Consider the following 26,012-nt stretch of genomic DNA (forward strand, 5'->3'; position numbering starts at 1 on the left):
ACCTCCCGATAAAATGACTTTATCCTTTGATTCCTCTTAACAATAACTCCGTAACAATCTGAAGCTGTCTTTGCCCACCTACTTCCTGATCCGAAGAAAGAATATCCCCTCCGACTGCCAGTTTTTCCATTAATGCCAATAACGTATGCATCAGCAAAAAATACATCTCATCTACAGAACAGGTAAAAAACTTGCTCCCTCTGCTATTTTATCTGTAGTCTTTTGATAGATCCAAATAACCCTGTTGTCACAATGATTTCCAACGCCCTCACTATTTTTCAATTATTCCGGTTCTATCGCAATATCCCCATATTCTCTGGTATTTCCACATTCTTATATGCATGAAGAATTCTCTCCAGCTCATGAATCACCGGTGTAAGAAATTTATTTTTATGATAAACCAGTTTGAATTTCCGGTTCCATTCCCCATTCTGATTCTGAAATACACGGATGCTCTCATGTCTTATTTCATGATACATCAAGCGCAGGGACATTACGGAAAGAACACGATCATAAAGTACTGCATTCAGTAATGTACGGGGACTGTTTGCCTCCCAGACCGTTTCAAACGTAATCTGATGTTTTGCTGCATAGTCCTCAAACAGCTGTCGTGTACCGCTTCCCTGTTCCCTCATCGCAAACGGCTCATGATCCAGATCCTGAACCCGGATTATTTTTCTTGCGTAAAAAGGATGTTCTTTACCCACTGCAAGTACCAGACAGTCATCTACAATCGGAATCACTGTAAGATCAGAAGAAAGAATTTCACCCTCTACAATTCCTGCATCAAGCTCAGAACGCAGAAGCTTCTGTTCAATGTCCCTGGTGTTGTTCACATAGGATGAGACTCTTGTCTCCGGACAGTTTTTCTGAAGCTCCGGAATCAAAAACGGAGTCAGACAGGTTCCAACCGTAATCGTTGACCCCAGTTTAAGATTTGGCGACTGTCCCTGATTCAGCATAAGCTCTTCTGTTTCTTCAAACTGATGGACAAGCTCTCTCGCCCTTGACAGCAGAAGCTCCCCCCGCTCCGTAAGATAAAGTTTCTTACCAAGTCTCTCGAATAATAAGCCATTATAGTGTTTTTCCAGCTCACGTATTGCCTGACTTACAGTTGGCTGGGAAAGATATAAATGTGAAGCAGCTGCACTCATAGAACCAAAATCTGCAACAGCGACAAAAATATTCAGATGCCGGATTGTCATTTTTATCTGCTCTCCTTGTATAGAAAATACCTATTATTTGTATAAAATAATATCATTTTCCAAATACATACTCAAGTGGTATATTATCAGTTGTAACTGAGCAAAAATCTAAACTGAAATTAAACTGATATGACAGGAGAACTGATAAAATTGAAGATTTTCCACTCCAGTTTATCTTCTTCGCAGAGCATATTTTTGCAGTGTATCCAGATTAATACTTCACCTGAAACGCATTGATGATTACACACGGAATGACCAAATAGACCATGATCACAGACACACTTATTAGATGGTGAAAAGGCATACTCAGCTCTTTTCTAGATATCCACATGTAGATTCTCAGTTTCACACCCACTGTTTCTATCCACTTCATCTGATTTCGCTGCACATACATAACTTATTTTTATGTACTCTCTCAGTCCTTCTCTAAACTCATTGTTCAAAAACATTTTCATTCTCCTGCATTTCACATTTTATATATAGTCTAGCACCTTGATCACCAAAACTCTATACAAATACCTTTTCTCCCTGATCTATATTATATAAATATACATAATTAATGGTCGCATAACAGGCGACAAAAAACGGACTCTTTTCAGAATCCGTTTTTTTATTTCCTCTTTTTGTATTTTGTCTGAAGCAGCCATTTCTGATCTATGATTTTCATATCTTCTCCGAAACGGATATGAAGTATCACCGTTCCTGACTGCTTCTCTATTTTTTCTATGATTCCCTCACCAAACTTCGGATGATCGACGGTCTCTCCGGTTTCATATTTTATAATTACATTCTGGGTTCTTTTGTATTCCTGTTCTCTTCTGTGCTGGTCCCGTATGGTGACTGTTTTATCATGAATCGGATTTTTGAGTGCTTTTTCATAATTGTGATTCATCAGGGCCTCACCCGCTTTGTAATACGGTGTAGGCGCGGCTCCTACCAACGAACAACAATATTTCCACGCACTTCCATGAATTCCCGGCTGCCAATGGTACTGCTTCGGGATTGGCATATTGTACCGCATGTAGTGTGCATATTTATGTTTATAAAGGTCCATCCTGTCTTCTTTGCTGAGAGGATTTTTGACAGCATAGCCTATGAAAAACAACGAAAAATGAAAATGCTCTTTCTGTCCATGCCCGTTCTGATTGTAGGAGCCAAGAGTATCCGTCTCAAAGCCAAAGGTGATGGGGACTTTTGAGCCCTGAAGATGAAATTTTTTGTCTAATTCTGAATACAACGCACGAATCTGTGCCATAAGAACCGGTGTTTCTTTTTCGAGTATCGCACGAAGCCCTTCGTATGTATTGAAGTCTGTCTGCATTATTTTTTCTCGTTCTTATGCTCTTTCCATTGCTTCTTTGTAGTCTTTTGTATCTGTGAAGATCTCGTTCTTCCACGGATTCTTTTTCTGTACTTTTGCACGTTTCAGTATATATGCAAAAACAAATACATTCACCGCGAAGGACAGTACGGAAATAATTCCCTGTGCAGTCGGTTCTGCAATGGTCGGCATGCTGCTTCCCATAGCTGCTGCGATGCCTCCCTGTCCATACACGGAAGTAACTGTTGTAAAACGGCTCGCATCCTGGAACAGTGGGAATACCTGCGCAAACATACACCAGAGAGCCAGTGTGTTTGCACGGTTCTGGATCCAGCCGCCTTTGTTCCACAGTGCTGCTGCGAAGGTTGGCGCAAGCAGAAGTGCCAGTCCACAGTACCAGGAATGTGTAGGCAGGTTCAGATATGTATACTGGAAGTTCCAGATATCATATGCCAGAACATATACCCAGATCATGTCCGGCCACAGCATGTCCTTTTTGTCCTTTGAGGAATAGATTCCCCACCAGCCTGTCATACAGAAAATGTTCAGAAGACCGGCCAGTCCGTTTAATACATTCCACCAGCCTCCGTAAAGCCATACACCTTCGGAAGAAAGCCACCATCCGCCTGCCAGAGATCCGGCATGAATTGCTGATTCAAAATCTGATGCTACCGCGATCAGGATGTTAATTGCAACAATGATGAATGGAAACGCTTTAAAACCATGAGATTTTCCGGCTTTTCCCCAGTGATACTTCAGTACCATAAATCCGATACAGCCTGCTGTTGCCGCATACAGTTTTGCATAGTGGAACCAGCTGTTCATGTGTACGTAAGTGTCATTCTTCAGTGCCCACTCTGCGCCGGATGCCGCGCCGACATAAATGGCAATAAAATACACGGTAAGTGCTGCAGGAAGAGCCAGAAAACATGCAATGCCGCCTGCTTTGGATCTTCTTGCGATTTCATTCATTACGACAAGTCCGGTAAATACCAGCAGCCATCCAAGAAGCTGCCATCCGGCTGTCTCTCCGTAGATTTGAAAAAACATACTCTTTCCCTCTTTCCTTTATTCTACTCTACTTCTATTTCCTTAATATTGAATTCATTTCCCTGCAGCAGATATGTATGCTCGCTTCCGCAATACGGGCAGATCTTGCCATGCTCTACCGTCGGATATGTCTTCTGGCAGTCTTCACAGTATGTAACTGCGGGTAATGTTTCCAATACTAATTCAGCTTCATTGAACAGAGGCCGTTTTTTTGCAGCCCATGTCCAGCAGTTTTGCAGATAGGACCCGATCACTGTCGAGACCTCCCCCAACTCAAGGGTGACTTTACGAATGTGTGTCACCTTATTTTCCTCGGCCACCTTTTCAAGGTGATCCATAATATGAAATGTTACTCCAAGCTCGTGCATAACTCTGCTCCTTTATGTGAGAGCTGCTGCACAGCTCTTATTTCTTCTTTTTAAATTTTACTTTGATCGACTGCTTCACCATGTTCGGAAGGATGTATTTCAGTTTTTCCTCTGAGGTGCGCATGACAGATGCTCCCGGCAGCTCTCTGTGCAGATGAATTGCATCAAACATACACTTTGTAGTACAGATACCGCATCCGATACATTTATTCGGATCTACAACAGACGCACCGCAGGACAGGCAGCGGGAGGTTTCTTTTTTCACCTGTTCTTCCGTCAGACTATGTGACAGATCACGGAAGGTTTTGGCCTGTTCTTTTACATCTGCTTTTGGCGGAATCTGACGGCTAGATGTGTCATAAGCGTCCACCTTGATGTTTTCTTTATCCAGTTCAATGAAGTCGCGGCGGTTACGTCCAATCGTCAGTGTACAATGTTCATGCACATAACGGTGCAGGGAAATCGCTCCTTCACGTCCGGCTGCGATCGCATCAATGGCAAATTTCGGACCGGTGTAAACGTCACCGCCTACAAAAATATCCGGTTCGGAAGTCTGATAGGTCAGTTTGTTTGCAATCGCGCCACCGTTCGGGCGAAGTTCCACATGAAGATTATCAAGCATATGGCCCCAGTCGATTGCCTGTCCAACGGAAAAGATGACATGGCGACACGGCACTGTTATCGTATCATTCTCATCGTATTCCGGTGAAAATCTTCCCTGTGCATCAAATACGCGGGTACATTTTTTGAAAACGACGCCGCTTACATGACCGTCTTCTTCCAGAACTTCCTTCGGTCCCCAGCCACAGTTCAGAGTGATTCCCTCTTCCAGCGCCTCTTCGATTTCCTCATTGCTTGCCGGCATTTTTTCTCTTGTTTCCAGACAGAACATGGAAATTTTCGCATCGGTACATCTGCTGCTGATTCTTGCCGCATCGATTGCAACATTTCCACCGCCGACTACGACTACATCACCCTCAAGCTCAAAGCTTTCTTTTGTGCCTGCTTCTCTCAGGAAATCCACAGCAGTGTATGCGCCTCTGGCATTTTCTCCACTGATTCCCGGCTTTCTTCCCCGCTGGCATCCGATTGCCGCATAAAAGCCTCTGTATCCCTGCTCTCTCAGTTCTTCGATCGTAATGTCTTTTCCGACCTCAACTCCACAGCGAATTTCCACACCAAGCTGACGGATCACATCAATCTCGGCAGCCAGAAGGTCTTTTTCCAGTTTGTAGGATGGAATACCATAACGCAGCATACCGCCCGGTTCTGCATTTTTTTCAAAAATCGTCGGTTTGTATCCGGTCAGTGCAAGGAAATACGCACAGGATAATCCTGCCGGTCCGGCTCCGATGATCGCAACTTTTTCCTCAAATCCACCTTTCAGTGACGGAATTGTTTTCTCAGGAATGTAACGTGTCTCTGCATTAAGATCACGTTCTGCAATAAAACGTTTGACTTCATCTATTGCAACAGCCTCATCAATCGTACCTCTTGTGCAGGCATCCTCACAGCGGCGGTTACATACATGTCCACAGACAGCCGGAAGTGGATTATCTTTCTTGATCAGTGCAAGTGCATCCTCATAACGTCCTTCTTTTGCAAGCTGCAGATATCCCTGGATACCGATATGTGCAGGGCAGGCTGTCTTGCATGGTGCTGTTCCTGTGTCATAACAGTTGATACGGTTGATGTCGCGGTAGTTGTGTGACCACATATGTTCACCCCATGGCTGATCACCCGGAAGCGGCATACGCGGATATGTGATCTCACATCCTTCTTTATCGCAAAGCTTCTGACCAAGCTTGACAGCACCTGCCGGACAGGCTTCCACACATTTGCCGCATGCAACACAGTTCTGTTTTTCAACCTTTGCCACATATGCAGAACGTGACATATTTGGTGTATTAAAAAGCTGCGACGTACGAAGTGCATAGCAGACATTTACATTACAGTTGCAGATGGCAAAAATTTTGTCTTTGCCGTCAATGTTTGTAATCTGATGTACAAAGCCGTTTTCTTCCGCCTTCTTAAAAATATCCAGTGCTTCCTCTTTCGTAATATATCGTCCGTCTTTCTGTGTCTCCACAACATAGTCTGCCATATCACCGATTGCAATGCACCAGCCTTCCGGATCATCTGCGCAGCCTTCGTTATGTGTCAGTCGGGAACGACGGCAGGAACATGGACTTGCCGCATATTTGCCTTCATATTTACTGAGCCAGTAGGAAATATGCTCCAGATCTACAGACTCATTTTCCATCTCAATTGCTTTTTCTACAGGAATGACATGCATACCTATCCCAGCACCGCCTTCCGGTACAAACGGAGTGATTTTTTCCAGCGGCAGGCGGGACATATGCTCAAAAAATGTTCCCATCTCCGGATTGGATTCCAGAATTTTTGCATTCATATTGAAGAATTCCGCACATCCCGGAACATACATCGGAAGGACATACTGTTTCTCATGTGCTGCATTTTCCCAGTTATACTCCAGAAGCCCCTTGCGTGACATTTCTTCCAGAAGTGCTTCACATTTCTTTTCTTCCAGACCGGAAAGCTTCACGATCTCCGGCAGTGTTTTGGGCTTTCTCACCCCAAGCTTCAGTGCCAGCTCTGCTTCCTCATCGGAAAGCACTCCGGCCAGTCCCCAGTACTCCGGATCATTTCTGGTAATCTTTTTCAGTCCCAGTTTCTGTGGAATACGATCCGTGATCTTTTTGCCCAGCTTCGCAATCGGTTCACGAAATGGTTCATTCGGATCAGGAGTAAATTCCGGGTAGATATAATCCGGATAAAGTTCTTTGTCGAGTTCTTTTTTCATCTCTCTTTCCTTTCCCTTCTCTCTGTTTCTTTTTATGATTTCCAGTCAGCAACCTGCTTTTTCAGCCATGTTATCCATGCCTCTATACCTTCTCCAGTTTTGGCACTGACCGGGAAGATCTCTGCTTTGGGATTTCTTTGACGAATGTATTTTTTCACCAGTTCCATATCGAAATCAAAGTATGGAAGTACATCAATCTTATTGATCATAACAGCATCGCATACTTCAAACATCAACGGATATTTCAGTGGTTTGTCGTGTCCCTCCGGTACGGAAAGAATCATCACATTTTTGGATGCACCTGTGTCAAACTCGGCAGGACAGACAAGGTTTCCCACGTTTTCAAGAATTGCCAGATCTACATCTTCAATACCTAATCCTTCGATCCCCTGTTCTGTCATTTTTGCATCCAGATGGCACATGCCACCGGTATGTAACTGAATTGCCTTTGCCCCTGTTTCTGCGATTGCAAGTGCATCGACATCTGAATCAATATCCGCCTCCATAACCCCAATACGAAGATCATTTTTCAGTGCTTCGATTGTTCTTTTCAGTGTTGTCGTCTTTCCGGAACCCGGTGATGACATCAGATTCATCAGGAAGACTCCTTTTTCTTTCAGTCTGGTGCGAAGCTGATCTGCCTGTCTGTCATTGTCCGCAAACACGCTCTCTTTAATTTCCAGAATTCTAACTTTTTCCACCTGCTTTTATTCCTTTCATCAGTATTTCCACCATTTCTTTTTTGGCCTGTTCATAGGTCAGTTCATTCTGGTACAGAACATCTGACTCCATAAAACAGATTACAGTACCTGCTTCTCCAGTTTCTGTACCACATTCAGGCTTACCCGGAAACTCTTTCAGTTTTCTGTCTCCGGCCATACGAAATGTGCATTTCCTGCTTCCAGTCCATCGATCAGAATATTCTGTCCGGTGCAGAAGCGATTGGTGACAGTCATAAAATATGCCCAGTCTGCACTTTCTTCTACGGTCATCCACCTTTTTAACGGTGTCTGTTCCATAATCTCTTCCCACAGAGCTTTATCTTCCATAACCGGTTTGTTCAGCTCGGTAAGAACGCCTCCAAAATCAAGGCTGTTACATACTGCTCCGTATTTTGCAATGCGCAGGGCAACGTTTTTTGTATAAGAAAGGACTCCACCTTTGCTTGCTACGTATTCAGGAAATTCTGACCCGTTATGGCCGCTGGCAGAACCTATCATCAGTACTGCACGGATACCTGAATGAATCCCGTACTTTTCTGTAATACCAATAGTTCCCTTCAGATTCACATCAATATCTTCTTCATTCTGCACACCTGCGTTATTGATCACAATATCAAATGGTGGAAAGTCCGGATACTGTTCCTTTGCCCGGATATCCATACAGATATGTCTGTAATTCTCGTGATAAACCGCTGCTTCTTTGCGGTCGATTCCTGTGACGCTGTGCCCTTCCTTCAAAAATTTTTCCGCAATGCCTTTTCCTATGCCGGAGCTTGTCCCTGTAATCAGTACTCTCATGATTTATTCTCCCTCAGATATTTTCTCACAACTTCCAGACCGCCTGTCGATACGCAGAATTTATCCCGGTGATGCTGACATTCCCTGTATGTTTCTTCGAGATCAAACCACTCTGCCGATTCTACTTCCTCTTTTTGCAGAGTCAGCTCGTCAATATTCACTGGTTCTTTATAGATATATACAAATGCAATTTCCTCATCACGAAACATTTTTCCATTTTCTTTTGTCTCACTCTGTTCTTCATATTATCCTTACTTTATTTCAATTCCCCATATTTTGCAGTCTCTGGTACCAACAACTGCATAATTATTGTACACAGCCGGTGATGCTTCGATGACACCGTCACTGATGGACAACGTATCTTCCAGTTTTCCTGTTTTACCATCAAGCAACCGTACATCCCCTGTACTGTTACAATAAAGTACTTTTCCACTTCCATCTTTGTTATAAATGCAGACCGGCGATGACCATGCATATGAGGAGGAATCTTCCCATGCTTTAGATCCGTCTGATTTTTTGAGGCAGGCAAGAACACCTGATGCATTGTCCGAGGTTTTGGACACTGTAACATATATATAGTCGGAAAAACTGTTTTTTCCGCACGCGATTGTAGACTGTACACCGCCAGATACGCCGTCATCCGTATAACACTCATAATCTGTATGCCAGATGATTTCTCCTGTTTCCGCATCAATTTTCCAGATTGGAATCGTTGCTGAATCGTTACTTCTCCAGCCCAGACGGAACGAGGTGCTTACATACAGATAAAGATGCCCGTTTTCGATTTCAAGAACCGGTGTGGAATTGGAATCATCAAGCACATCCTGTACCCAGACAAGCTGCAGGGTATTCAGATTCAGACACATCAGATTGCCTCCGTTGTCAGCCATGAATGCATATCCTTTATAGACTGCAACACTGTCCTCCATGCCAAGCCAGAACGATTCATCACTGCTTCTTGTTCCATAATAGCGCCATTTGACAATCTTTCCCGGATTAATGGATAAGGTACCATTTTCCTTATCGTAGCTGGTATTTAATTTAATCAGATATAAAATTCCATTTTCTCCCGGATAGATCAGGGTATCGGTTTCCGCATCTACCAACGCGGAACCATCAAAAAAACTCAGACTTCCACGAAGTGAAAATTCATCATTATTTCCAAAAGTATACAGCACGCTGCAGTCAAGCAAATTTATAACAAAAACTCTTGCAGTCCCTTCATCACTGTTGTATCCTGCACCGACATACATGATCGGATAACCTCTTGGATCCAAAGCACCGGCTCCCTTAAAGGTATATCCCAGATATAAAGAATCTCTTGTTTTTTCTCCTGTTTTCAGATTCAGAAAATATACATTTCCATCCATGCAGGCATATATTACTTCTACCAGATCATCATCTGCTTTTGCTTCTTCCGTCATGTTCATATGTGCTTTGACTTCTTTTGGCCATTTCATCATCAGCGGCTGACCTGTCCAGCCGCTTCCTGTCCACACGGTATCACCGGAAGCAAGTGAACCCGTATCTGCAGACCATGCTCCATTGAGCCTGTATTCACTCATATTGGCATATCCATACGTCGGATTATCCCGAAAACTGTTTCCCCGGAAAGTAACAATTCCATTTGCCTTCGTATAATCCTCACCTATATTAAATTCAATATCTCCATCCGCCTGATAATCTGCAACATTTTCAAGTTGATTTCCATCAACTTCAATATTGGTATAGCTGATAAGATTTTCCGGCTTTGTTGAATCCACACAATGCGGCTCGAATGCAATCTCCTTAACTTCTTCCATCTCTACAAGGTTATCGGTTTCTTTTGCATTTTTAGAAAGAGCCTCCTGTGCTTTTCCTGTACCTGTTTTTTTGTCAGTAAAAAAAGTATGATATCCTACAGAAACAATCAACAGGGCAAGAATTATGATTCCTCCGATTTTGACCTGAGGTTTCAGACGAAAGCGTCTTTTTCTGCGGCATTTTTGAGTTCCTGTCCTTTGCGCGTTTGTATACTGAAGATGCTCCGGCCGCGCAGTTTTGGATGTATACCTGCTTTTTCTGACATGCGTGCTCTTCTTTTGTTTCATATTATTCTTCCCCCAAAAGTTTCCGTTTCTATATACTGAAAAACTATTTCCAGTATATAACAGAAATCCCGGAGAATCAAACTCTCCGGGATAATTTCTTACTTATAATAGTTATTCTTTTTCATCCTCATTCTTTATCTGTGCACGCGCTTTTCGCGCGATACCGCCATTACTGTTCATGATACTCGCACGCTTGATTTTATCATTTCCATACTTCCTGCGGATTTCATCCATCGTCGCATCCAGTTTTCTGCGGCGTTCTTTCTTTTCATTATCTTCAAACAGGGACAGCTGCTCAAAGCTTTCATCTTTCAGATTGGTAAGTGCTACTCCGATCAGCCGGAGCGGTTCCCCTTTCCATGATTCGACGAAAAGTCTTTTTGCATTTTTATAAATTTCGTCTGTCAGATCTGTAGCATTCGCAAGTGTTGTCTGATGTGACTTATTTCTAAAATCCAGTGTGCGGAATGTTACCGACACAGAAGTACATTTTTTCTCTTTTCGACGCATTCTGGTTGCCACTATGTCACACTGTTCCAGCAGTATCGGAAGCACCTGCTCCACAGAAACAATATCGTCATTGAATGTTGTTTCCACACTGAAACCTTTTGCTTCTTCCGGCTGTGCCCTGACCGGTGAATCGTCAATTCCACATGCATACTGCCAGAGCTGATGTCCTGCTTTATTTCCCAGCAATGCCTGAATCTCACGTTCTTTTGCATGTGCCATATCACCGATCGTACAGATTCCTGCGCCGGTCAGTTTCTTCTCAGAAGCCTTCCCCAGAAACAGCAGATCACGCACCGGCAATGGCCACATTTTTGTCGGAATTTCATCAGGAAAAAGAGTATGTACTTTATCCGGCTTTTCAAAATCCGATGCCATTTTGGCCAGAAGTTTATTTGTGGAAATTCCAACATTCACCGTAAATCCCAGTTCCTTTCGTATCTTATCTTTAATCTCGTGAGCTGTCTTTATAGGGTCAGGATAAATTAATGAGGTCCCCGTCATATCCAGAAAAACTTCATCAATTGAAAACGATTCCATTACCGGAGCATAGGATGCACAAATCTCTTTGAATGCTCTGGAGCATTTGATATACAATTCAAAATCACTTTTTACAATAACCAAATCCGGGCATTTGCGAAGTGCCATTGCTACCGGCTCACCTGTCTGGATTCCATATTTTTTTGCCGGAATGGACTTTGCTACAACGATTCCCGTACGCTTCCTGGGATCTCCGCCAATGCAGGCAGGGACATTCCGGAGATCCGGAAGTCCCTGTTTCACTCTGCGTACCGATTCCCATGAAAGGAACGCACTGTTTACATCAATATGAAAAATTAAACGGTTCATAGCTTTACTGAAGGTACTGGTTGGATTTCCAGATCACACTTACCAGTCGTGCAATACATGCTTTCAGGTCTTCGATTTTTAGAGTTCCCTCTGTCAGTTCTTTATGCATGTTATCATGATCTCCAAAGCCTCCCGGCATTACAAGGTCGTTTCCAGCTCTCATACATCCGGATGCGGTGCATTTCTCATCAACTTCTGTTGTTGTCCAGTCTGTCATGATCATACCCTTGAAGCCCCATTCATTACGTGCAGTCTCTGTACAGAGATCATAATTATTCGCTGCATGAACACCGTTGATCAGGTTATAGCTTGTCATGATAGACAGTGGCTGAGATTCTCTGACTGCGATTTCAAATCCTTTAAGGTATACTTCGCGAAGTGTACGCTCGGAAATCACGCTGTCAGATCCCATACGGTTGTCTTCCTGGTTGTTACATGCGAAATGCTTGATGGTTGTGCCACATCCATAGTTTGACTGTACACCTTCTGTCATTGCTGCTGCAATGGTTCCTGCCACATACGGATCTTCGGAATAATATTCGAAGTTTCTTCCGCAGAGCGGATTTCTGTGAATGTTCATTCCCGGAGCCAGCCAGAGTGTCACACCGAAATGTTCCATCTCAGTACCGATCATCGCACCCACTTCACGGATCAGTATGCGGTTCCATGTCTGTGCAAGCAGAGTTCCTACAGGAATTGCAGTGCAGTACTGATAATATCTCTCGCCCGGAAGTTCTCTGGAATCATCATAGAAAAGGCCGCCCTCCAGACTGAATTCAAACGGCATGGTCACAATGCTTCCATCGTTCACGTGGTAGTATTTCATGAGACGAAGTCCCGCCGGACCGTCTGCCAGTACGATACTTGCAAGACCTTTATCGATCGCGCAGCGATGTGTTTCACCTGCGGATCCCGGAACAGAAATGCCTGCCGCACCGAGGTTTCCGCCCTGTGCTTTGCCCGGATCTCCGGCTGCCAGATTGATCAGTTCTTCTTCTGTCAGTGTGTTGACAAAATCCAGCGCATCTTTTTCACATAGTTCACTGTTTTTCTTATATTCGATGACTTCTGTCGTAAAATCTGTCGCATGCAGTTCTGCAACGTTCAGCTTCTGTTCTGCTGCCAGTTTCTCCGCTTCTTTTTCGCGGGACAAAGTTTTTCCGGAAGTCTGTGTTTTTTCATCCAATTCCTGCTTCAGCGGGAAAAGATTTTTTACCTGACGAAGAATTACTTCTTTATCAAGTTTTACACCGCCGCACAGTTTTGCATCTGCAAGGCTGTTGCCGACCCAGATTCCATAGAATCCGCTTTCCAGAATCCATGCGGCTCTCTTTTCATCATAGGAAGTCAGATGTTCCATAGAAATTTCTACAGTTATCTTTTCGCTTTCACCCGGTTTAAGTTCGGATGTTTTGGCATAAGCCACGAGACGATGTGCCTCTTTTTCGAGGATGCCTCCCGTAAGAGATGCGTACACCTGAACGACCTCTTTACCGGAAACTTTGCCGATATTTTTCACCTGTACGGAGACAGTCAGTTTTTTATTGTCCAGACTTTCCAGAAAGTAGTCGTTTATCTCAAAATCTGTATAGGAAAGGCCAAATCCGAAGCCATAACGTACCGGCACGTCAAAGGTATCAAAATAACGATAGCCGACATACATACCTTCTTCATAAACTTCCGTCTCAACATTTCCATTATTGTGGGAAAATGTCTCTGCATTCGGATAATCTTCGTATTTGTATGCCCATGTATCGGTGAGCTTTCCGGATGGATTCACCCTGCCGGAAACAACATCCGCAAATGCATTTCCGCCTTCCATACCCGGCTGTACGATCGTCAGAAGTGCTTTAATATTGGTAAACTCGTCCATAAAAGAAAGATCTACCTGTGCGCCTGCATTGATTACAACGATGACATTTTCGTAATTTGCACAGATATCTGCCAGCATCTCGTATTCTTCGTCTTTCAGATAATAGTCGCCCTTGTCTGCCTGACGGTCCATACCTTCACCGGCGATGCGGCTGAGCACATAAATTGCATTCTCAGCTTCATCACCTGCTGATTTCTCAATCTTGTCTCCTGCCGGCATGTTAAATGGTGTCGTACTGTAGACCTCAAAGAAACTCATGGTGTCCGCACCATATCCGGTTCTGGATAAAATATCATTTTTCCAGTCCTGACGGGCTTTGTCATAAATTTCGTTGTACCGATTGATCCATGCTTCTGTAGTAATCTGGAATCCGGCATTTTTCATGCCCTCACAGATAGAAACCTTTTCTCTTTCGTTAACGTCACCGGAACCGGTGCCGCCTTTGATCGTCTTGCCAGCACCTGCTCCATAAAGAGCAATCGCACTGCCCTCTTTCAGAGGAAGGACATGATCTTCATTTTTCAGAAGAACGATGCCTTCTGCGGCTGCACGTCTTGCAACTTTACGATGTTCTGTTTCCCATGGCTGGATTTCCGGATTTGTTGTACCGGCAAATGTTCTTTCTTTTAAAGTACGTGTCATGATTATTCCTCTCCGACAAAATCTGCAAATGTTTCTTTTACTTTTGATTCATCGTCTGTATCTGCATTCAGAATCAGCGGTTTGCTGAGATCCAGACTGAAAATTCCCATAATGGATTTTGCATCTACGTAATATTTGCCACTCTGCAGATCCATGTCACAGTCAAATTTGCTGCAAAGCTTGTTAAATTTGTCCGCATCCTGCATGGATACGATCTTTACTGTTAATTTTACCATAATCTGACTCCTTTTTCCATTTCTAATCATGTTCGTACGGATATTCGAAAATCGTTTTCTTAATCCGTTTTTCAGATAAAATATTTTCTGAGAAGATAAGTCGGTGTACAGCTCCATGCATGACAGTAGCTGTTGACGATACTTCCGCCATACGGAGATTCTGCCGGATTTTCCGGATTGTAAAGTTCCCAGAAGGTATCTGCTCCATGGCTCAGCATGCCGCCCCAGTAATATTTCATATAATCCATTGCCTGTTCTTTTTTGCCGCACTTAAGAAGTGCTTCCACAAAATGATGGTTCATATACGGAGAAACCATTCCTTTTTCCGGATTCAGTGCAATGACTTTATCAAGGATTTCTGCTCCCTCTTCTGCGGATACTGCACCGGCAAGTATCATCCACACCTGGCTTGCGTAACTGAGCTGTTTTTCTTCTCCGCTTACAAACAGGCCGCTCTCCGGATTCAGAAGATATTTCCTTGCAGATTCTGTCTTTTCTTTTGCTTCTTTTGCAAAATAAGCAGCCTTTTCTGTATCACCAAGTACTTCCGCAATCTTCTGTGCTTTTCTTGCACAGTAGATGTATACGCCCTGCATGGCACTCTGTTTATTAAGTCCATCAGTCCAGTCAATAAATCCCCAGAAACCTTCGCCGTTTTTCAGCAGATTTTTTTCATCAAACCACTCTTCTGCGATTTCCATCTGACGATATGCGCAGGCACTTAAATCTTTTAAGGTTTTTTTGTCGCTGGACGCTTCATAATAATCGCAAAGCGTTGCACCGAAGAACATAGAATAATCAAGAAGGAAGGTATCATCTACAATGAATTTCGGTTCTGTGAAGAGACACGCACTTACCTGTCCGTTATCTTTCGTCTGCGCTGCAAAGAGATACAGACATCTTTTTACGAGATCCATATTGTGGAAAGTTTCATAGTTTGCAAGTGCCTGCAGACGAAGGTCTCCAAGCCAGAGACGACGGTCTCTCTTCGGTCCGTCCTCAAAAACAGACTGCATACAGTTCTGCAGCGTGCGGAGGCTCACACGATCAAGTCTTCTGATCATCTCGTCATCGCTCTTTACCGGCTCCACATCTTCGATGCGAACTGCGGAAACACTGGTGCAGCTTACATCCTCGACAACGAGCTGCCATTTCAGGGAGGTATCGATTGCCTCAATCTCCATGTAACGGAATGCATATCTTCTCGGAAGTTTCAGTTCTGCCGGAAGAACATCCACATGGATAAATTCCTCCTGGATCCAGCCACGGCTGATCCATCCGTCATAGTCTTTGGAATCCTCTGTGATTTCTTTTGCGATCTCTGCAAATTTCAGTCTGAAAAATGCCGGTGCATCCTGCGGACTTCCTACAGAGTTTAATTTCATTGTAACATATCCTACCTGATGATCACCGAAATCCAGACAGATCTTATCTCCTTTTGCAAGATGATAGGAAGAAAGATTTTCGATGTCGTCCTTCTTATTAACATCCGGATATACATTTTCTGTTTTTACGATATCTACGATGGAAACAGGGCGAACTACCGTCTCAAGAAGCTTCGGTGCGCATGCCTCTGCTTTTTCCACAAATGCATCATTGGTCACACGAACCATGTTAAGATCAATACTTACTTCTGCCATTATGCGTTTGCTCTCCTTTCATCAAGTTCTTTGATGATCTGCGGATAAATCTTATCCAGATCATAGAACATCATAGTAACAATTGTTGCAATATTTGTGAGAATCGGAACCCAGATATACATGGCAGTGATATAATGCTGTGCCGTTACTGTCTGGATAGCCTGGTTTGCATCAAATCCACCAAACTGGAGAAGTGCTGCACCAATACTGCTGGCAATTGCCATACCGACTTTACCGACAAAACCATTCACTGCGGAAAGAGTTCCGGCTGTGTTGACACCGCTTTTCCATTCACCATAATCCACCGGGTCAGGCTGCATTTCAACTTCGTTCATTTTTGTAACCTCCAAATTTCTTTCTGCCATTACTTTACTTCTTTTTTACATTTCTTCCAATTGTGCTTTTTTTTGTAAAACACTGACTTTTTTTTCGATTCAGATGATGCTATACTGAAAATATCGAATTGCAAAACGACATCTATTATATAAAGAAATAATTCTGATCTATCAATATTTTGAGGGGCATTTATGGAACTTACCAGAGAGGATTTTCGAAATTATATTAAGAAATACTGTGACGACGAAATCTTTTACAGAGATTTGTATTTTCAGAAAAAAAATCATCCCGAAACTTTTCATGAATACTGTCTGAATCTGGATCGGCAGTTTATTTCCGCTCACCGTTTTTTTGTACCTGAACTTCAGAAAGAAGCATGGTATCCTTATATGGAAGAAAAGGATCTCTTCGGTGATCTGTCCGGAAATATCATGTTCTCAAAGCATTACCGGTATACACCGATATTTGATCATGAGCATGAGTTTTTTGAGATTATCTGCGTATATGACGGAACTGCCCACACAACAATCCAGGGAATGTCTCACGAACTCCATACCGGAGATATCTGCATTATACCACCGCATACCATGCACAGTATCGGAATTTTTGATGACAGTCTCGCTTTTAATATCCTGGTCCGTGGCTCTACTTTTCAGTCCACTTTTTTCCAGTCGTTGACTGCTGACAGCGCACTTGCCCATTTTTTTGCACATGTACTTTATCGTAAAACTGAGGGGAATTACCTGATTTTCCATACTTTTGATGATATCCGCATCCGTGATATGCTGGAAAATCTTTATATCGAATATCTCGGACATGAGAAATACAGTTACACGTTCCTGAATTCCATGCTGATCATGTTCTGGGCAATGCTTCTGCGCTATCACGAAAATGATATTGAGTCTATTCTCACGAGAGACACCGGAAGCGGCTCTATGACAGAAATTCTGAATTATCTGAATCGTCATTATCAGAATGCTACTCTTGGAAGCACCGCGGAACATTTTGGCTACAGTACTTCGCATTTCAGTACACTGATAAAAGAAGGAACCGGCCAGACTTTTCTTCAAATCATCCGTGACATTAAGCTGAACCAGGCATGCCGCGCGCTCCGTGAGACCAAACTCAGCAACCACGCGATCTGTGAGTTGGTCGGCTATGAATCACCTGAACATTTTATGCGGACTTTTAAGAAAGCCTACGGGATCACTCCGGGCGAATACCGCAAAAAACATAAAATTTAATTTATTATTGAGGTTTATATGATGCGTGAAAATACAAAAAAGAAAGCCCGTTCCATTGAGATGGTAACGGGTTCTTTGTGGAAAAATATTCTTTTCTTCAGCATTCCGCTGATGTGCTCCCAGCTTCTGGAGGTCATGTTCAATTTAAGCGATGTTGCTGTTGTCGGACATTTTGCCGATTACAAAGCACTCGGTGCTGTTGGTTCCACTACACTTCTGGTCACCTTGTTTACCGGATTTCTGATCGGTATGGGCAGCGGTGTCAATGTCCGCGTCGCACACGCGCTTGGTGCAAAAAATCACGAAAATACTGTAGAGACCATACAGACTTCTCTTTTTCTCTGTACATTGATCGGGTTTCTGATCGGGGCAGTCTGTTTCTTCTTTTCAGGAGGAATGCTCCGACTTTTAAATACAAAAGAAGATCTGATTGATCAGGCTTCACTCTACCTTCGAATTTATGCTCTCTGTATGCCGGCAATGGGAATTTATAATTTTGGTAATGGTGTTTTGAGTGCCCGTGGCGAAACGAAGCGACCGCTTTATTATCTCGCAATTGCCGGTGTGTTAAACGTACTTCTGAACCTGTTTTTTGTCATTGTATTTCATATGGCTGCTGCAGGTGTGGCAACTGCAACTGCGATTGCCCAGTACGTTTCTGCAGGCCTTATCATGATTCATCTCATACGACGAAAAGATGAATGTCATGTTTCCTTAAAAAATATCCGTTTTCACAGAGATGCCGGCGTACGTGTTCTGATGATCGGTATCCCTGCCGGAATCCAGAGTGCCGTTTTTGCTATTGCCAATCTTTTTGTACAGGCAGGGGTTAACTCCTTCAATACTATTACAGTCTCCGGAAATGCCGCTGCCACCAATGCGGATTCACTGATTTTTAACGTGTTATATGCTTTTTATACAGGCTGTTCCAGTTTCATGAGCCAGAATTACGGTGCCGGAAACAAAAAAAGAATTTTAAAAAGCTATTTTGTCTGTCTTTTTTACTCTTTCTCTGCAAGTGTCCTTCTGGGTGTGCTGCTGTTTGTTTTCGGTCATCAGTTTCTTTCATTGTTTGCAACTGACACGGCAGTCATCGACGCCGGCATGCAGAGAATACGGATTATGGCTTTTTCCTATGCAGTATCTGTGTTTATGGACTGCACAACTGCAGCATCACGTGGAATCGGCAAAACGATCGTCCCGACCATTATTATCCTCCTCGGTTCCTGTGCCTTCCGTATCATATGGATCTACACGATCTTTGCCTGGATTCATACGATTCCGTCACTTTATCTGCTGTATGTTTTTTCGTGGCTCATCACTTCAGCCGCAGAAATCATTTATTTTACCATAAGCTATCGAAAACTTAACTGTTAAATAATTGTCATTTTTTAAAAATTTCATTGTTTTTTTATTGCTTTTATTGATGAATTATGTATAATTAACTCTATGAGAAGTAGGAGCATTCCACTTCTTAAAGGTTAAAGAAAGCCAGCGTGTAGATGGCTCTATTAAAGAAGAGAGGTAAATGTAAGATGGCAAAAATCGATTTAACTAAGTATGGCATCACTGGTACAACTGAAATTGTGTACAATCCTTCTTACGAAGTTTTATTCGAGGAAGAGACCAAAGCAGGTCTTGAAGGATTTGAAGTAGGCCGGGAAACAGAACTTGGCGCTGTTAACGTAATGACTGGTATCTACACAGGACGTTCTCCTAAAGATAAATTCATCGTTATGGATGAGAACTCCAAAGATACAGTATGGTGGACTTCTGATGAATACAAGAACGACAACCATCCTGCAACACAGGAAGCTTGGGAAGCTTGTAAAGAACTTGCTAAGAAAGAACTTTCCAACAAGAAACTTTTCGTAGTTGACGCATTCTGCGGTGCTAACGCTGATACTCGTATGGCTATCCGTTTCATCGTTGAAGTTGCATGGCAGGCACACTTTGTTACAAACATGTTCATCCAGCCAACAGCTGAAGAACTGGAAACATTTGAGCCAGATTTCGTTGTATACAATGCTTCCAAAGCAAAAGTTACAAACTACAAAGAACTCGGCCTGAACTCTGAGACAGCTGTAATGTTCAACATTACATCCAAAGAGCAGGTTATCATCAACACATGGTACGGCGGAGAAATGAAGAAAGGTATGTTCTCTATGATGAACTACTTCCTTCCACTGAAAGGTATCGCAGCTATGCACTGCTCCGCTAACACAGACATGAATGGTGAAAACACCGCTATCTTCTTCGGACTTTCCGGAACAGGTAAAACAACTCTTTCCACAGACCCGAAACGTCTCCTGATCGGTGATGACGAACACGGCTGGGATGACAACGGTGTATTCAACTTCGAAGGCGGATGCTACGCTAAGGTTATCAACCTTGACAAAGAATCTGAACCGGATATCTACAATGCAATCAGACGTAACGCTCTTCTTGAGAACGTAACAGTTGATGCAAACGGTAAGATCGACTTCGCTGATAAGAGCGTAACAGAAAACACTCGTGTTTCCTACCCGATCGACCACATCGAAAAAATCGTTCGCCCGATTTCTTCTGCACCGGCAGCTAAGAACGTAATCTTCCTGTCCGCAGATGCATTCGGTGTACTGCCGCCAGTATCTATCCTGACAGAAGCTCAGACACAGTACTACTTCCTGTCCGGATTCACAGCTAAACTTGCTGGTACAGAGCGTGGAATCACAGAGCCTACACCTACATTCTCTGCTTGCTTCGGTCAGGCATTCCTTGAACTGCATCCGACCAAATATGCAGAAGAACTTGTTAAGAAAATGGAAAAGAGCGGAGCAAAAGCTTACCTCGTTAATACAGGATGGAACGGAACAGGCAAACGTATCTCCATCAAAGATACCCGTGGTATCATCGATGCTATCCTGAGCGGAGCCATTCTGAACGCTCCTACAAAGACAATTCCATACTTCAACTTCGAAGTTCCTACAGAACTCCCGGGTGTTGATGCAGGAATCCTTGATCCACGTGACACATATGCAGATGCTGCACAGTGGGAAGAAAAAGCAAAAGATCTTGCTGCAAGATTCGTTAAGAACTTTGCTAAATACGAAGGAAATGCTGCTGGTAAAGCACTTGTTGCTGCTGGTCCTCAGGCATAATTTCATAATCGAAAGCAATTTCAGGGGCTGCCGTTTAACGACAGCCCCATAATTTTATATGAAATGAGATGATAACAACATGAGTTGGTACAACGAAGCTATTTTTTATCACATTTATCCGCTTGGTCTTTCCGGAGCGCCGAAGCAGAATGACTACAGTACACCGATGCATCGCCTGAACACTCTTCTTCCATGGATTGACCATATTAAAGCAATCGGCTGCACTGCCCTGTACATCGGACCTCTTTTTGAAAGTGTCGGCCATGGTTATGAAACAACCGATTACAAAAAACTGGATTCCCGTCTCGGAACCAACGAAGATCTAACAGCTTTCGTAAAAGTCTGTCACGAAAAAGGAATCAAGGTTATTTTTGACGGTGTATTCAACCATACCGGACGTGATTTTTTCGCCTTTAAAGATATCCAGAAAAACAGGGAGCATTCTCCATATCTTAACTGGTACTGCAACGTCAATTTCTATGGAAACAACGAATACAATGATGGATTTTCCTATGACAACTGGGGTGGATATAATCTGCTCGTCAAACTGAATCAACGTAATCCTGATGTTCAGAATTATATCTGTGATGTGATCCGTTACTGGGTTTCTGAATTTGATGTGGATGGCATCCGTCTTGATGCTGCCGATGTCCTTGATTTTGATTTTATGCGTATGCTCCGTCGTACTGCCGAGGAAGTCAAACCGGATTTCTGGCTAATGGGCGAGGTTATCCACGGCGATTACAGCCGCTGGGTAAACGGCGAGACGCTGCACAGCGTCACGAACTATGCGCTTCACAAGGCACTCTACAGCGGTCATAATGACCACAACTATTTCGAGATTGCCCACACTGTCAAATATTTACAGAATATGGGAAATCTCGATCTTTATAATTTTGTGGACAATCATGATGTCGAGCGAATTTATACAAAACTGTCCAATAAAGCGCACTTCACTCCGGTTCATATTTTGCTCTATACTCTTCCGGGAGTTCCGAGTATTTATTATGGTTCCGAGTTCGGAATTGAGGGACGCAAGGAGCGTTCTTCTGATGACAGTCTCCGCCCTGCCCTTTCACTTGATGATTACGAAACTGCTCTGGGAGATAATCCATGTACTGCCCTCGTTGCAGCTCTCGGACAGATCAGACAGCACACACCGGCATTAAGTTATGGAAGCTATACGGAACTGCACCTTACAAACCGTCAGTTTGCATTTGCACGTGATCTGAACGATGTGCGTGTCGTTGTAACAGTCAATAATGATGACAATGCTGCTTCCATGGATCTTCCCTCTGGAAATGCTACAGAATACATCGGTGCATTGTCCGGTCAGAAAGCCACTGTACAGGATGGCCGTATCAATGTGACTGTTCCGGCAAACAGTGGCGAGATCTGGGTACCTGACGGCGATATGCCGGAGTATAAGCCGTTTAAGATTGAGATTTCGGTGAAAGAGGAAACAGTAACAGATGAAGAATCCATACCGGCTGATTCTGAAGAACCATCCGCCGCCGCAGAACCGGTTCATTTCGATCCGAACAAGTCACCGGAAGACATGTCTGTTGCAGAATTACATGCCGCCATCCTTACCAAAATGGCAAACAACGGTCCTGTTACCGATCAGATGCAAAAAACTGTCAATGAAAACATCTGGCACGATTCCCTCGTCAATTGGTTAAAGAGTTTCCGTTGATATTCTTTTCTCTTTGAGGCAATATATAAAAAAAGAGCTGCGTACCACCACGAGATCATAGTCTCGTCAAGTACGACAGCTCTTATTTTATAATTTTTACGCTCTGTTATGCACACTTCCCGTCAGACGCTGTTTCATTTCTCCACTGAGCATAGTCACAAATACACTGACAACAAAGACTGCTATACAGCGATCGAGATAATCCGTCAAAAACTGAACTGCAAAAATACTTCCGGTCAGACCAAGCGGCGTATGTGAAAGAAGCTGCACCAGAATTGAAGATCCGGAGGAAGTAACTCCGCCAAACAGCACTGCGTTGATTATAGAACTTACCACTGTTCCCGGAACAGTGATCATTGCAGCTGCCGCCAGCACCTTTACCCTCTTTACGGACAGTTTACGAAATACAAGGCCACTCATAATACCGGTGATCATTCCTACCGGAGCAAAATACAGGGAATAAATATCAACTGTCATTCCCATAAAGATTCCGCTGATCAGATTTGGAAGCATTCCAAACCATGGTCCCAGAAGTGCACCGGTCAGAATCGTACCAATGCTGTCCAGATAAACAGGCAATTTCAGAAGAAGTGCAATCTGTCCTCCAGCAATATTGATTCCGACTGCCAGCGCCACCAGACAGATCTGGTAAGCATTGATCTTGCCACCGGCAGAACTTTTCTTTGTGTTATTTACGTTGTTTGTTTTCAGGTTTGCGCTCATTTTTCTTCCCCTTTCACAGTTCATGCAGAAGTTTTAATTCTTCGTCGTTCCATTTGCTGCCATCTTCTTTCTTAAGCACACGTTCCATAAAAAAGCGGAAAAACTTCTCCGGATCCGTCTCTGTAAGAATACGACTGTTCGGTTCTTTTTTCCAGAAATCCATAGAGTCTACTACTGTCTGTCCACGACAGATACCATCGGTTGCAACGGCTGTAAAGCTGTCAAATCCACTGCACATTGACCTGTCAATGAAATATGCCACTGCAAGTGGATCATTGATCACACAGCCGATGATGCCTTCCTGCTCCCAGTGAAAATCCATATAAAATCCTGTGATTTTGCGGATGAACTCACCATTTTCTTTGTCGAGGCGGCACATATACTCCAGACGATTCGGTGTCAGCACGATTTCTCTGGTAACATCCAGACCGATCATATGAATGATATTGCCTTCTTTTTCAAAAAGATCATACACAATGGCTGCCGCATCCGGGTCACACCAGTAATTGTACTCTGCCACCGGTGAACAGTTTCCGTGACTTCTGAAATTGCCTCCCATAGACACCAGTTCTTCCACATTTCGGATAAGGTGTGGCTTCTTCGAAAATACTTTTGCAAGATTTGTCATCGGACCAAGAGCAATGATCGAAATCTTTTCTTTTTCCAGAATCTCTGTCAGAAAATCCACCGCACTCTGCTTCTCACACCCGCTGGAAACTTCCGGGAGAAAACTTTCCCCAAGTCCGTCCATGCCATGTGTATCACGTGCATCGATATATTCTTCCCGAAGTGGTGCATCTTCTCCGATATAGACCGGAATATCCAGTCTGTTTAACTGTTTGAGGACTTTTTTCGCATTGACTGCTCCCATATCAGAAGGTACATTTCCTGATACAGTCGTAATCGCCACAATCTCCAGCTCCGGAGAATTGACCGCAAGCATGATGGCAAGTGCGTCATCGATCCCCGGATCACAGTCTATAATAATTTTGCACATAAAAAAACTTCCAACCTTTCCCTTTTCTATGTAAAAATCCTCCACAGAAAAGGTATCAACGATCGGAAGATACCTGAATGACCTAGTTTTTTATACTGGGAGGGTTTCGAACCAGTTATTTAATTTCTATGAAACTTTCTGTAGTATAACAAAAGAATTCCCGAAATGCAAGTCTATTTTGTAAAACAATCCTGCATTCCGGGTGTTTAGTTACTGTTCACAGATAGTATCCTGTGAACAGTAACAGCGTTTATTCTTATTCAAACAGTTTCTTTACCATCTCTGCATCAAATGTTACAGAAGATACATGATTGACTTCAATCTGATACAGTGCATTTGCTGCAATATGCTCAGCTGCCTGTTCAAGATCACGGATACCGGTCGTATCGGCAAACTGCTCAATGACTGCATCCAGACCGTCCGGTGCCACCACACACTCTTCCGCTTTCAGGCTCATTCGTTTCAGGACTTTCGGAAGAGCAAATTTCGAAAAGATCACTTTCTTTTCTTCTGCTGTGTAATCCGGAAGTTCAATAACCGCAAAACGGGACATTAACGGTGCACTAATCTGTGCCTTGTCATTTGCTGTGGCGATCGGATATACACCGACGGTCGGAACCATACATTCCATATAGTTGTCTGTAAATCCGAGATTGTCAAGAAGCGTCAGAAGGACATCGGCCGGGTTGCCGTTTCCTTTGCCATTCGTCGCCTTGTCAAGCTCATTGATGATAAATACCAGATTTGATTCACCCGCCATAGAAAAAGCTTCCATGATGATACCCGGCTTTGCATTTGCATAAACACGGGAACTTCCTGTCAGCTGCTCTGGATCGTTGATAGAACTCATGTCAAGTGTTGTCCATGGAAGTTTCAGAATACGTGCCACAGCATAGGCAATCTGGGACTTACCGGTACCTGCCGGGCCTACGAGAAGCAGACCATATGCCGGAAGGGTGTGTGTACGGTTGATCTGGATGATCGTCTCAATGATTCTCTGTTTTACTTTTTCCATTCCATAGAGTTCTTCGTCGAGAATGCGGCGTGCCTCTACCGGATCAATGGATTCGAAATAATTGTTTTTCCACTGAATGTTCATCATAATGGACAGAGCTCTCTGTGCATGTCTCCGCTCTTCCTGCGAAACTTCATGAGAACGTGCCACTGCAAGGTTTCTTCTTGCCCAGAGGCGGATGTTGTCCGGCATGGTTCTTCCGGCACAGGTCATAAAGTCCGTAATACTCTGTATACTGGTGAGTTTCATATCGTCACCATCTTCATCTTCCTCATCGTTTTCCGGAAGTTCCGCCGGTGCATTACTTGCAAGAAGTCGTTCGATCATAAACTGCAGGAATCCATCCTCTGCTGAAAGCTTCGTTCCGCCTCCAAATGCTGTCTCACGAATCTTATAAACCACATAACCCAATTCATTATTCTGTCCCGATAATCGTACACTGATATGATTTTCGCCAAGCCATTTTACAAGGCTCACAAAACGTGCATCAATCTTTAAGATATCTGCCGGAAACACGCCATCATCCTCTTTAAACTCGAAGGATGATTTCTGGTTTGGGTTGGAAAATACACCACAGGAATGATGTTTCCACTGACGGTTTCTGTTCTCAATAACCAGAATCGGTTTTTCTGCTGAAGGTACTTTTTCATTGGACTGGAACATCGTATAAGTACATTCCGGATCTTTTTTCTCTGTTTTTGTATTGCTGAAATCAAATACTGGCATAATAAACTGT

23 protein-coding genes and 1 riboswitch are annotated in these 26,012 nt (G+C 43.4%); of the genes, 4 read left to right on the forward strand and 19 right to left on the reverse strand.

The window, feature by feature from the left end; genetic code table 11:
* Positions 1 to 19: 19 nt before the first annotated feature.
* From H8Z79_RS10765 to H8Z79_RS10840, 16 genes are all read right to left on the reverse strand, one after another.
* The gene (locus tag H8Z79_RS10765; RefSeq protein WP_225876970.1) at positions 20 to 157 is read right to left on the reverse strand and encodes a hypothetical protein; all 138 of its coding nucleotides are present in this window, start codon (positions 155 to 157) and stop codon (positions 20 to 22) included.
* Between the two features lie 136 nt (positions 158 to 293).
* Entirely contained in the window at positions 294 to 1,205 is a 912-nt protein-coding gene (locus H8Z79_RS10770; protein ID WP_118039213.1) for a LysR family transcriptional regulator, read from the reverse strand.
* 610 nt (positions 1,206 to 1,815) lie between these two features.
* Positions 1,816 to 2,526: a hypothetical protein gene (locus H8Z79_RS10775; RefSeq protein WP_118039212.1), complete on the reverse strand. Its 711-nt coding sequence runs from the start codon at positions 2,524 to 2,526 to the stop codon at positions 1,816 to 1,818.
* 15 nt (positions 2,527 to 2,541) lie between these two features.
* Positions 2,542 to 3,576, reverse strand: a complete 1,035-nt coding sequence (locus tag H8Z79_RS10780) for a DUF5692 family protein (protein WP_118039211.1) — start codon at positions 3,574 to 3,576, stop codon at positions 2,542 to 2,544.
* A gap of 23 nt (positions 3,577 to 3,599) precedes the next feature.
* A complete protein-coding gene (locus H8Z79_RS10785) occupies positions 3,600 to 3,944 on the reverse strand; it encodes a hydrogenase maturation nickel metallochaperone HypA (RefSeq protein WP_118039210.1) in 345 nt (114 codons plus the stop codon).
* A gap of 37 nt (positions 3,945 to 3,981) precedes the next feature.
* The gene (locus H8Z79_RS10790) at positions 3,982 to 6,768 is read right to left on the reverse strand and encodes an FAD-dependent oxidoreductase (protein WP_118039209.1); all 2,787 of its coding nucleotides are present in this window, start codon (positions 6,766 to 6,768) and stop codon (positions 3,982 to 3,984) included.
* Positions 6,769 to 6,800: 32 nt separating this feature from the next.
* Positions 6,801 to 7,469 carry a hydrogenase nickel incorporation protein HypB gene (gene hypB / locus H8Z79_RS10795; protein WP_118039208.1) on the reverse strand — a complete coding sequence of 223 codons (669 nt, stop codon included), beginning with the start codon at positions 7,467 to 7,469 and terminating at the stop codon, positions 6,801 to 6,803.
* The gene (locus H8Z79_RS10800) at positions 7,456 to 7,647 is read right to left on the reverse strand and encodes a hypothetical protein (protein WP_015541174.1); all 192 of its coding nucleotides are present in this window, start codon (positions 7,645 to 7,647) and stop codon (positions 7,456 to 7,458) included. The genes hypB and H8Z79_RS10800 overlap by 14 nt, the downstream gene beginning before the upstream one ends.
* On the reverse strand, positions 7,626 to 8,288 hold the full coding sequence (locus H8Z79_RS10805; RefSeq protein WP_015541173.1) for an SDR family NAD(P)-dependent oxidoreductase: 663 nt from the start codon (positions 8,286 to 8,288) through the stop codon (positions 7,626 to 7,628). The genes H8Z79_RS10800 and H8Z79_RS10805 overlap by 22 nt, the downstream gene beginning before the upstream one ends.
* Positions 8,285 to 8,497: an NUDIX hydrolase gene (locus tag H8Z79_RS10810; RefSeq protein ID WP_015541172.1), complete on the reverse strand. Its 213-nt coding sequence runs from the start codon at positions 8,495 to 8,497 to the stop codon at positions 8,285 to 8,287. Before H8Z79_RS10810 ends, H8Z79_RS10805 begins: the two co-directional genes overlap by 4 nt.
* Positions 8,498 to 8,539: 42 nt before the next feature.
* Positions 8,540 to 10,378, reverse strand: coding sequence for an outer membrane protein assembly factor BamB family protein (locus tag H8Z79_RS10815; protein WP_118039207.1), 1,839 nt, complete (start codon positions 10,376 to 10,378; stop codon positions 8,540 to 8,542).
* A 111-nt stretch (positions 10,379 to 10,489) separates the two neighbouring features.
* Positions 10,490 to 11,734, reverse strand: a complete 1,245-nt coding sequence (locus tag H8Z79_RS10820; RefSeq protein ID WP_118039206.1) for a DNA polymerase Y family protein — start codon at positions 11,732 to 11,734, stop codon at positions 10,490 to 10,492.
* Positions 11,735 to 11,738: 4 nt separating this feature from the next.
* Positions 11,739 to 14,249, reverse strand: coding sequence for a glycoside hydrolase family 3 protein (locus H8Z79_RS10825; protein ID WP_118039205.1), 2,511 nt, complete (start codon positions 14,247 to 14,249; stop codon positions 11,739 to 11,741).
* Between the two features lie 2 nt (positions 14,250 to 14,251).
* Positions 14,252 to 14,485: an HPr family phosphocarrier protein gene (locus tag H8Z79_RS10830; RefSeq protein WP_118039204.1), complete on the reverse strand. Its 234-nt coding sequence runs from the start codon at positions 14,483 to 14,485 to the stop codon at positions 14,252 to 14,254.
* Positions 14,486 to 14,556: 71 nt separating this feature from the next.
* On the reverse strand, positions 14,557 to 16,125 hold the full coding sequence (locus H8Z79_RS10835) for an alpha-L-rhamnosidase-related protein (protein WP_118039203.1): 1,569 nt from the start codon (positions 16,123 to 16,125) through the stop codon (positions 14,557 to 14,559).
* Complete coding sequence (locus H8Z79_RS10840) at positions 16,125 to 16,460, reverse strand: MFS transporter (RefSeq protein ID WP_225876971.1); 336 nt, start codon at positions 16,458 to 16,460, stop codon at positions 16,125 to 16,127. Before H8Z79_RS10840 ends, H8Z79_RS10835 begins: the two co-directional genes overlap by 1 nt.
* 192 nt (positions 16,461 to 16,652) lie before the next feature.
* Here H8Z79_RS10840 and H8Z79_RS10845 point away from each other — a divergent pair, with 192 nt between their 5' ends.
* From H8Z79_RS10845 to H8Z79_RS10860, 4 genes are all read left to right on the forward strand, one after another.
* On the forward strand, positions 16,653 to 17,705 hold the full coding sequence (locus H8Z79_RS10845; RefSeq protein WP_118039201.1) for an AraC family transcriptional regulator: 1,053 nt from the start codon (positions 16,653 to 16,655) through the stop codon (positions 17,703 to 17,705).
* A 21-nt stretch (positions 17,706 to 17,726) separates the two neighbouring features.
* Positions 17,727 to 19,082 (forward strand): MATE family efflux transporter, encoded by a 1,356-nt coding sequence (locus tag H8Z79_RS10850; protein ID WP_118039200.1) that lies wholly within the window; start codon positions 17,727 to 17,729, stop codon positions 19,080 to 19,082.
* A 158-nt stretch (positions 19,083 to 19,240) separates the two neighbouring features.
* Complete coding sequence (pckA, locus tag H8Z79_RS10855) at positions 19,241 to 20,845, forward strand: phosphoenolpyruvate carboxykinase (ATP) (RefSeq protein WP_118039199.1); 1,605 nt, start codon at positions 19,241 to 19,243, stop codon at positions 20,843 to 20,845.
* 79 nt (positions 20,846 to 20,924) lie between these two features.
* Positions 20,925 to 22,541: an alpha-amylase family glycosyl hydrolase gene (locus tag H8Z79_RS10860; protein ID WP_118039198.1), complete on the forward strand. Its 1,617-nt coding sequence runs from the start codon at positions 20,925 to 20,927 to the stop codon at positions 22,539 to 22,541.
* A 96-nt stretch (positions 22,542 to 22,637) separates the two neighbouring features.
* Here the strand turns inward: H8Z79_RS10860 and H8Z79_RS10865 are convergent, their stop codons facing one another.
* The 3 genes from H8Z79_RS10865 to H8Z79_RS10875 all read right to left on the reverse strand — a co-directional run bounded on the left by H8Z79_RS10865 (position 22,638) and on the right by H8Z79_RS10875 (position 26,002).
* The gene (locus H8Z79_RS10865; protein ID WP_118039197.1) at positions 22,638 to 23,264 is read right to left on the reverse strand and encodes an ECF transporter S component; all 627 of its coding nucleotides are present in this window, start codon (positions 23,262 to 23,264) and stop codon (positions 22,638 to 22,640) included.
* A 13-nt stretch (positions 23,265 to 23,277) separates the two neighbouring features.
* The gene (locus H8Z79_RS10870; protein ID WP_118039196.1) at positions 23,278 to 24,261 is read right to left on the reverse strand and encodes a nucleoside hydrolase; all 984 of its coding nucleotides are present in this window, start codon (positions 24,259 to 24,261) and stop codon (positions 23,278 to 23,280) included.
* A 76-nt stretch (positions 24,262 to 24,337) separates the two neighbouring features.
* Positions 24,338 to 24,382: riboswitch (PreQ1 riboswitch) on the reverse strand.
* 135 nt (positions 24,383 to 24,517) lie between these two features.
* The gene (locus H8Z79_RS10875; protein ID WP_118039195.1) at positions 24,518 to 26,002 is read right to left on the reverse strand and encodes an AAA family ATPase; all 1,485 of its coding nucleotides are present in this window, start codon (positions 26,000 to 26,002) and stop codon (positions 24,518 to 24,520) included.
* Between the last annotated feature and the right edge of the window lie 10 nt (positions 26,003 to 26,012).

The organism is Blautia intestinalis (genome assembly GCF_014297355.1).
Lineage (GTDB): Bacteria > Bacillota > Clostridia > Lachnospirales > Lachnospiraceae > Blautia_A > Blautia_A intestinalis.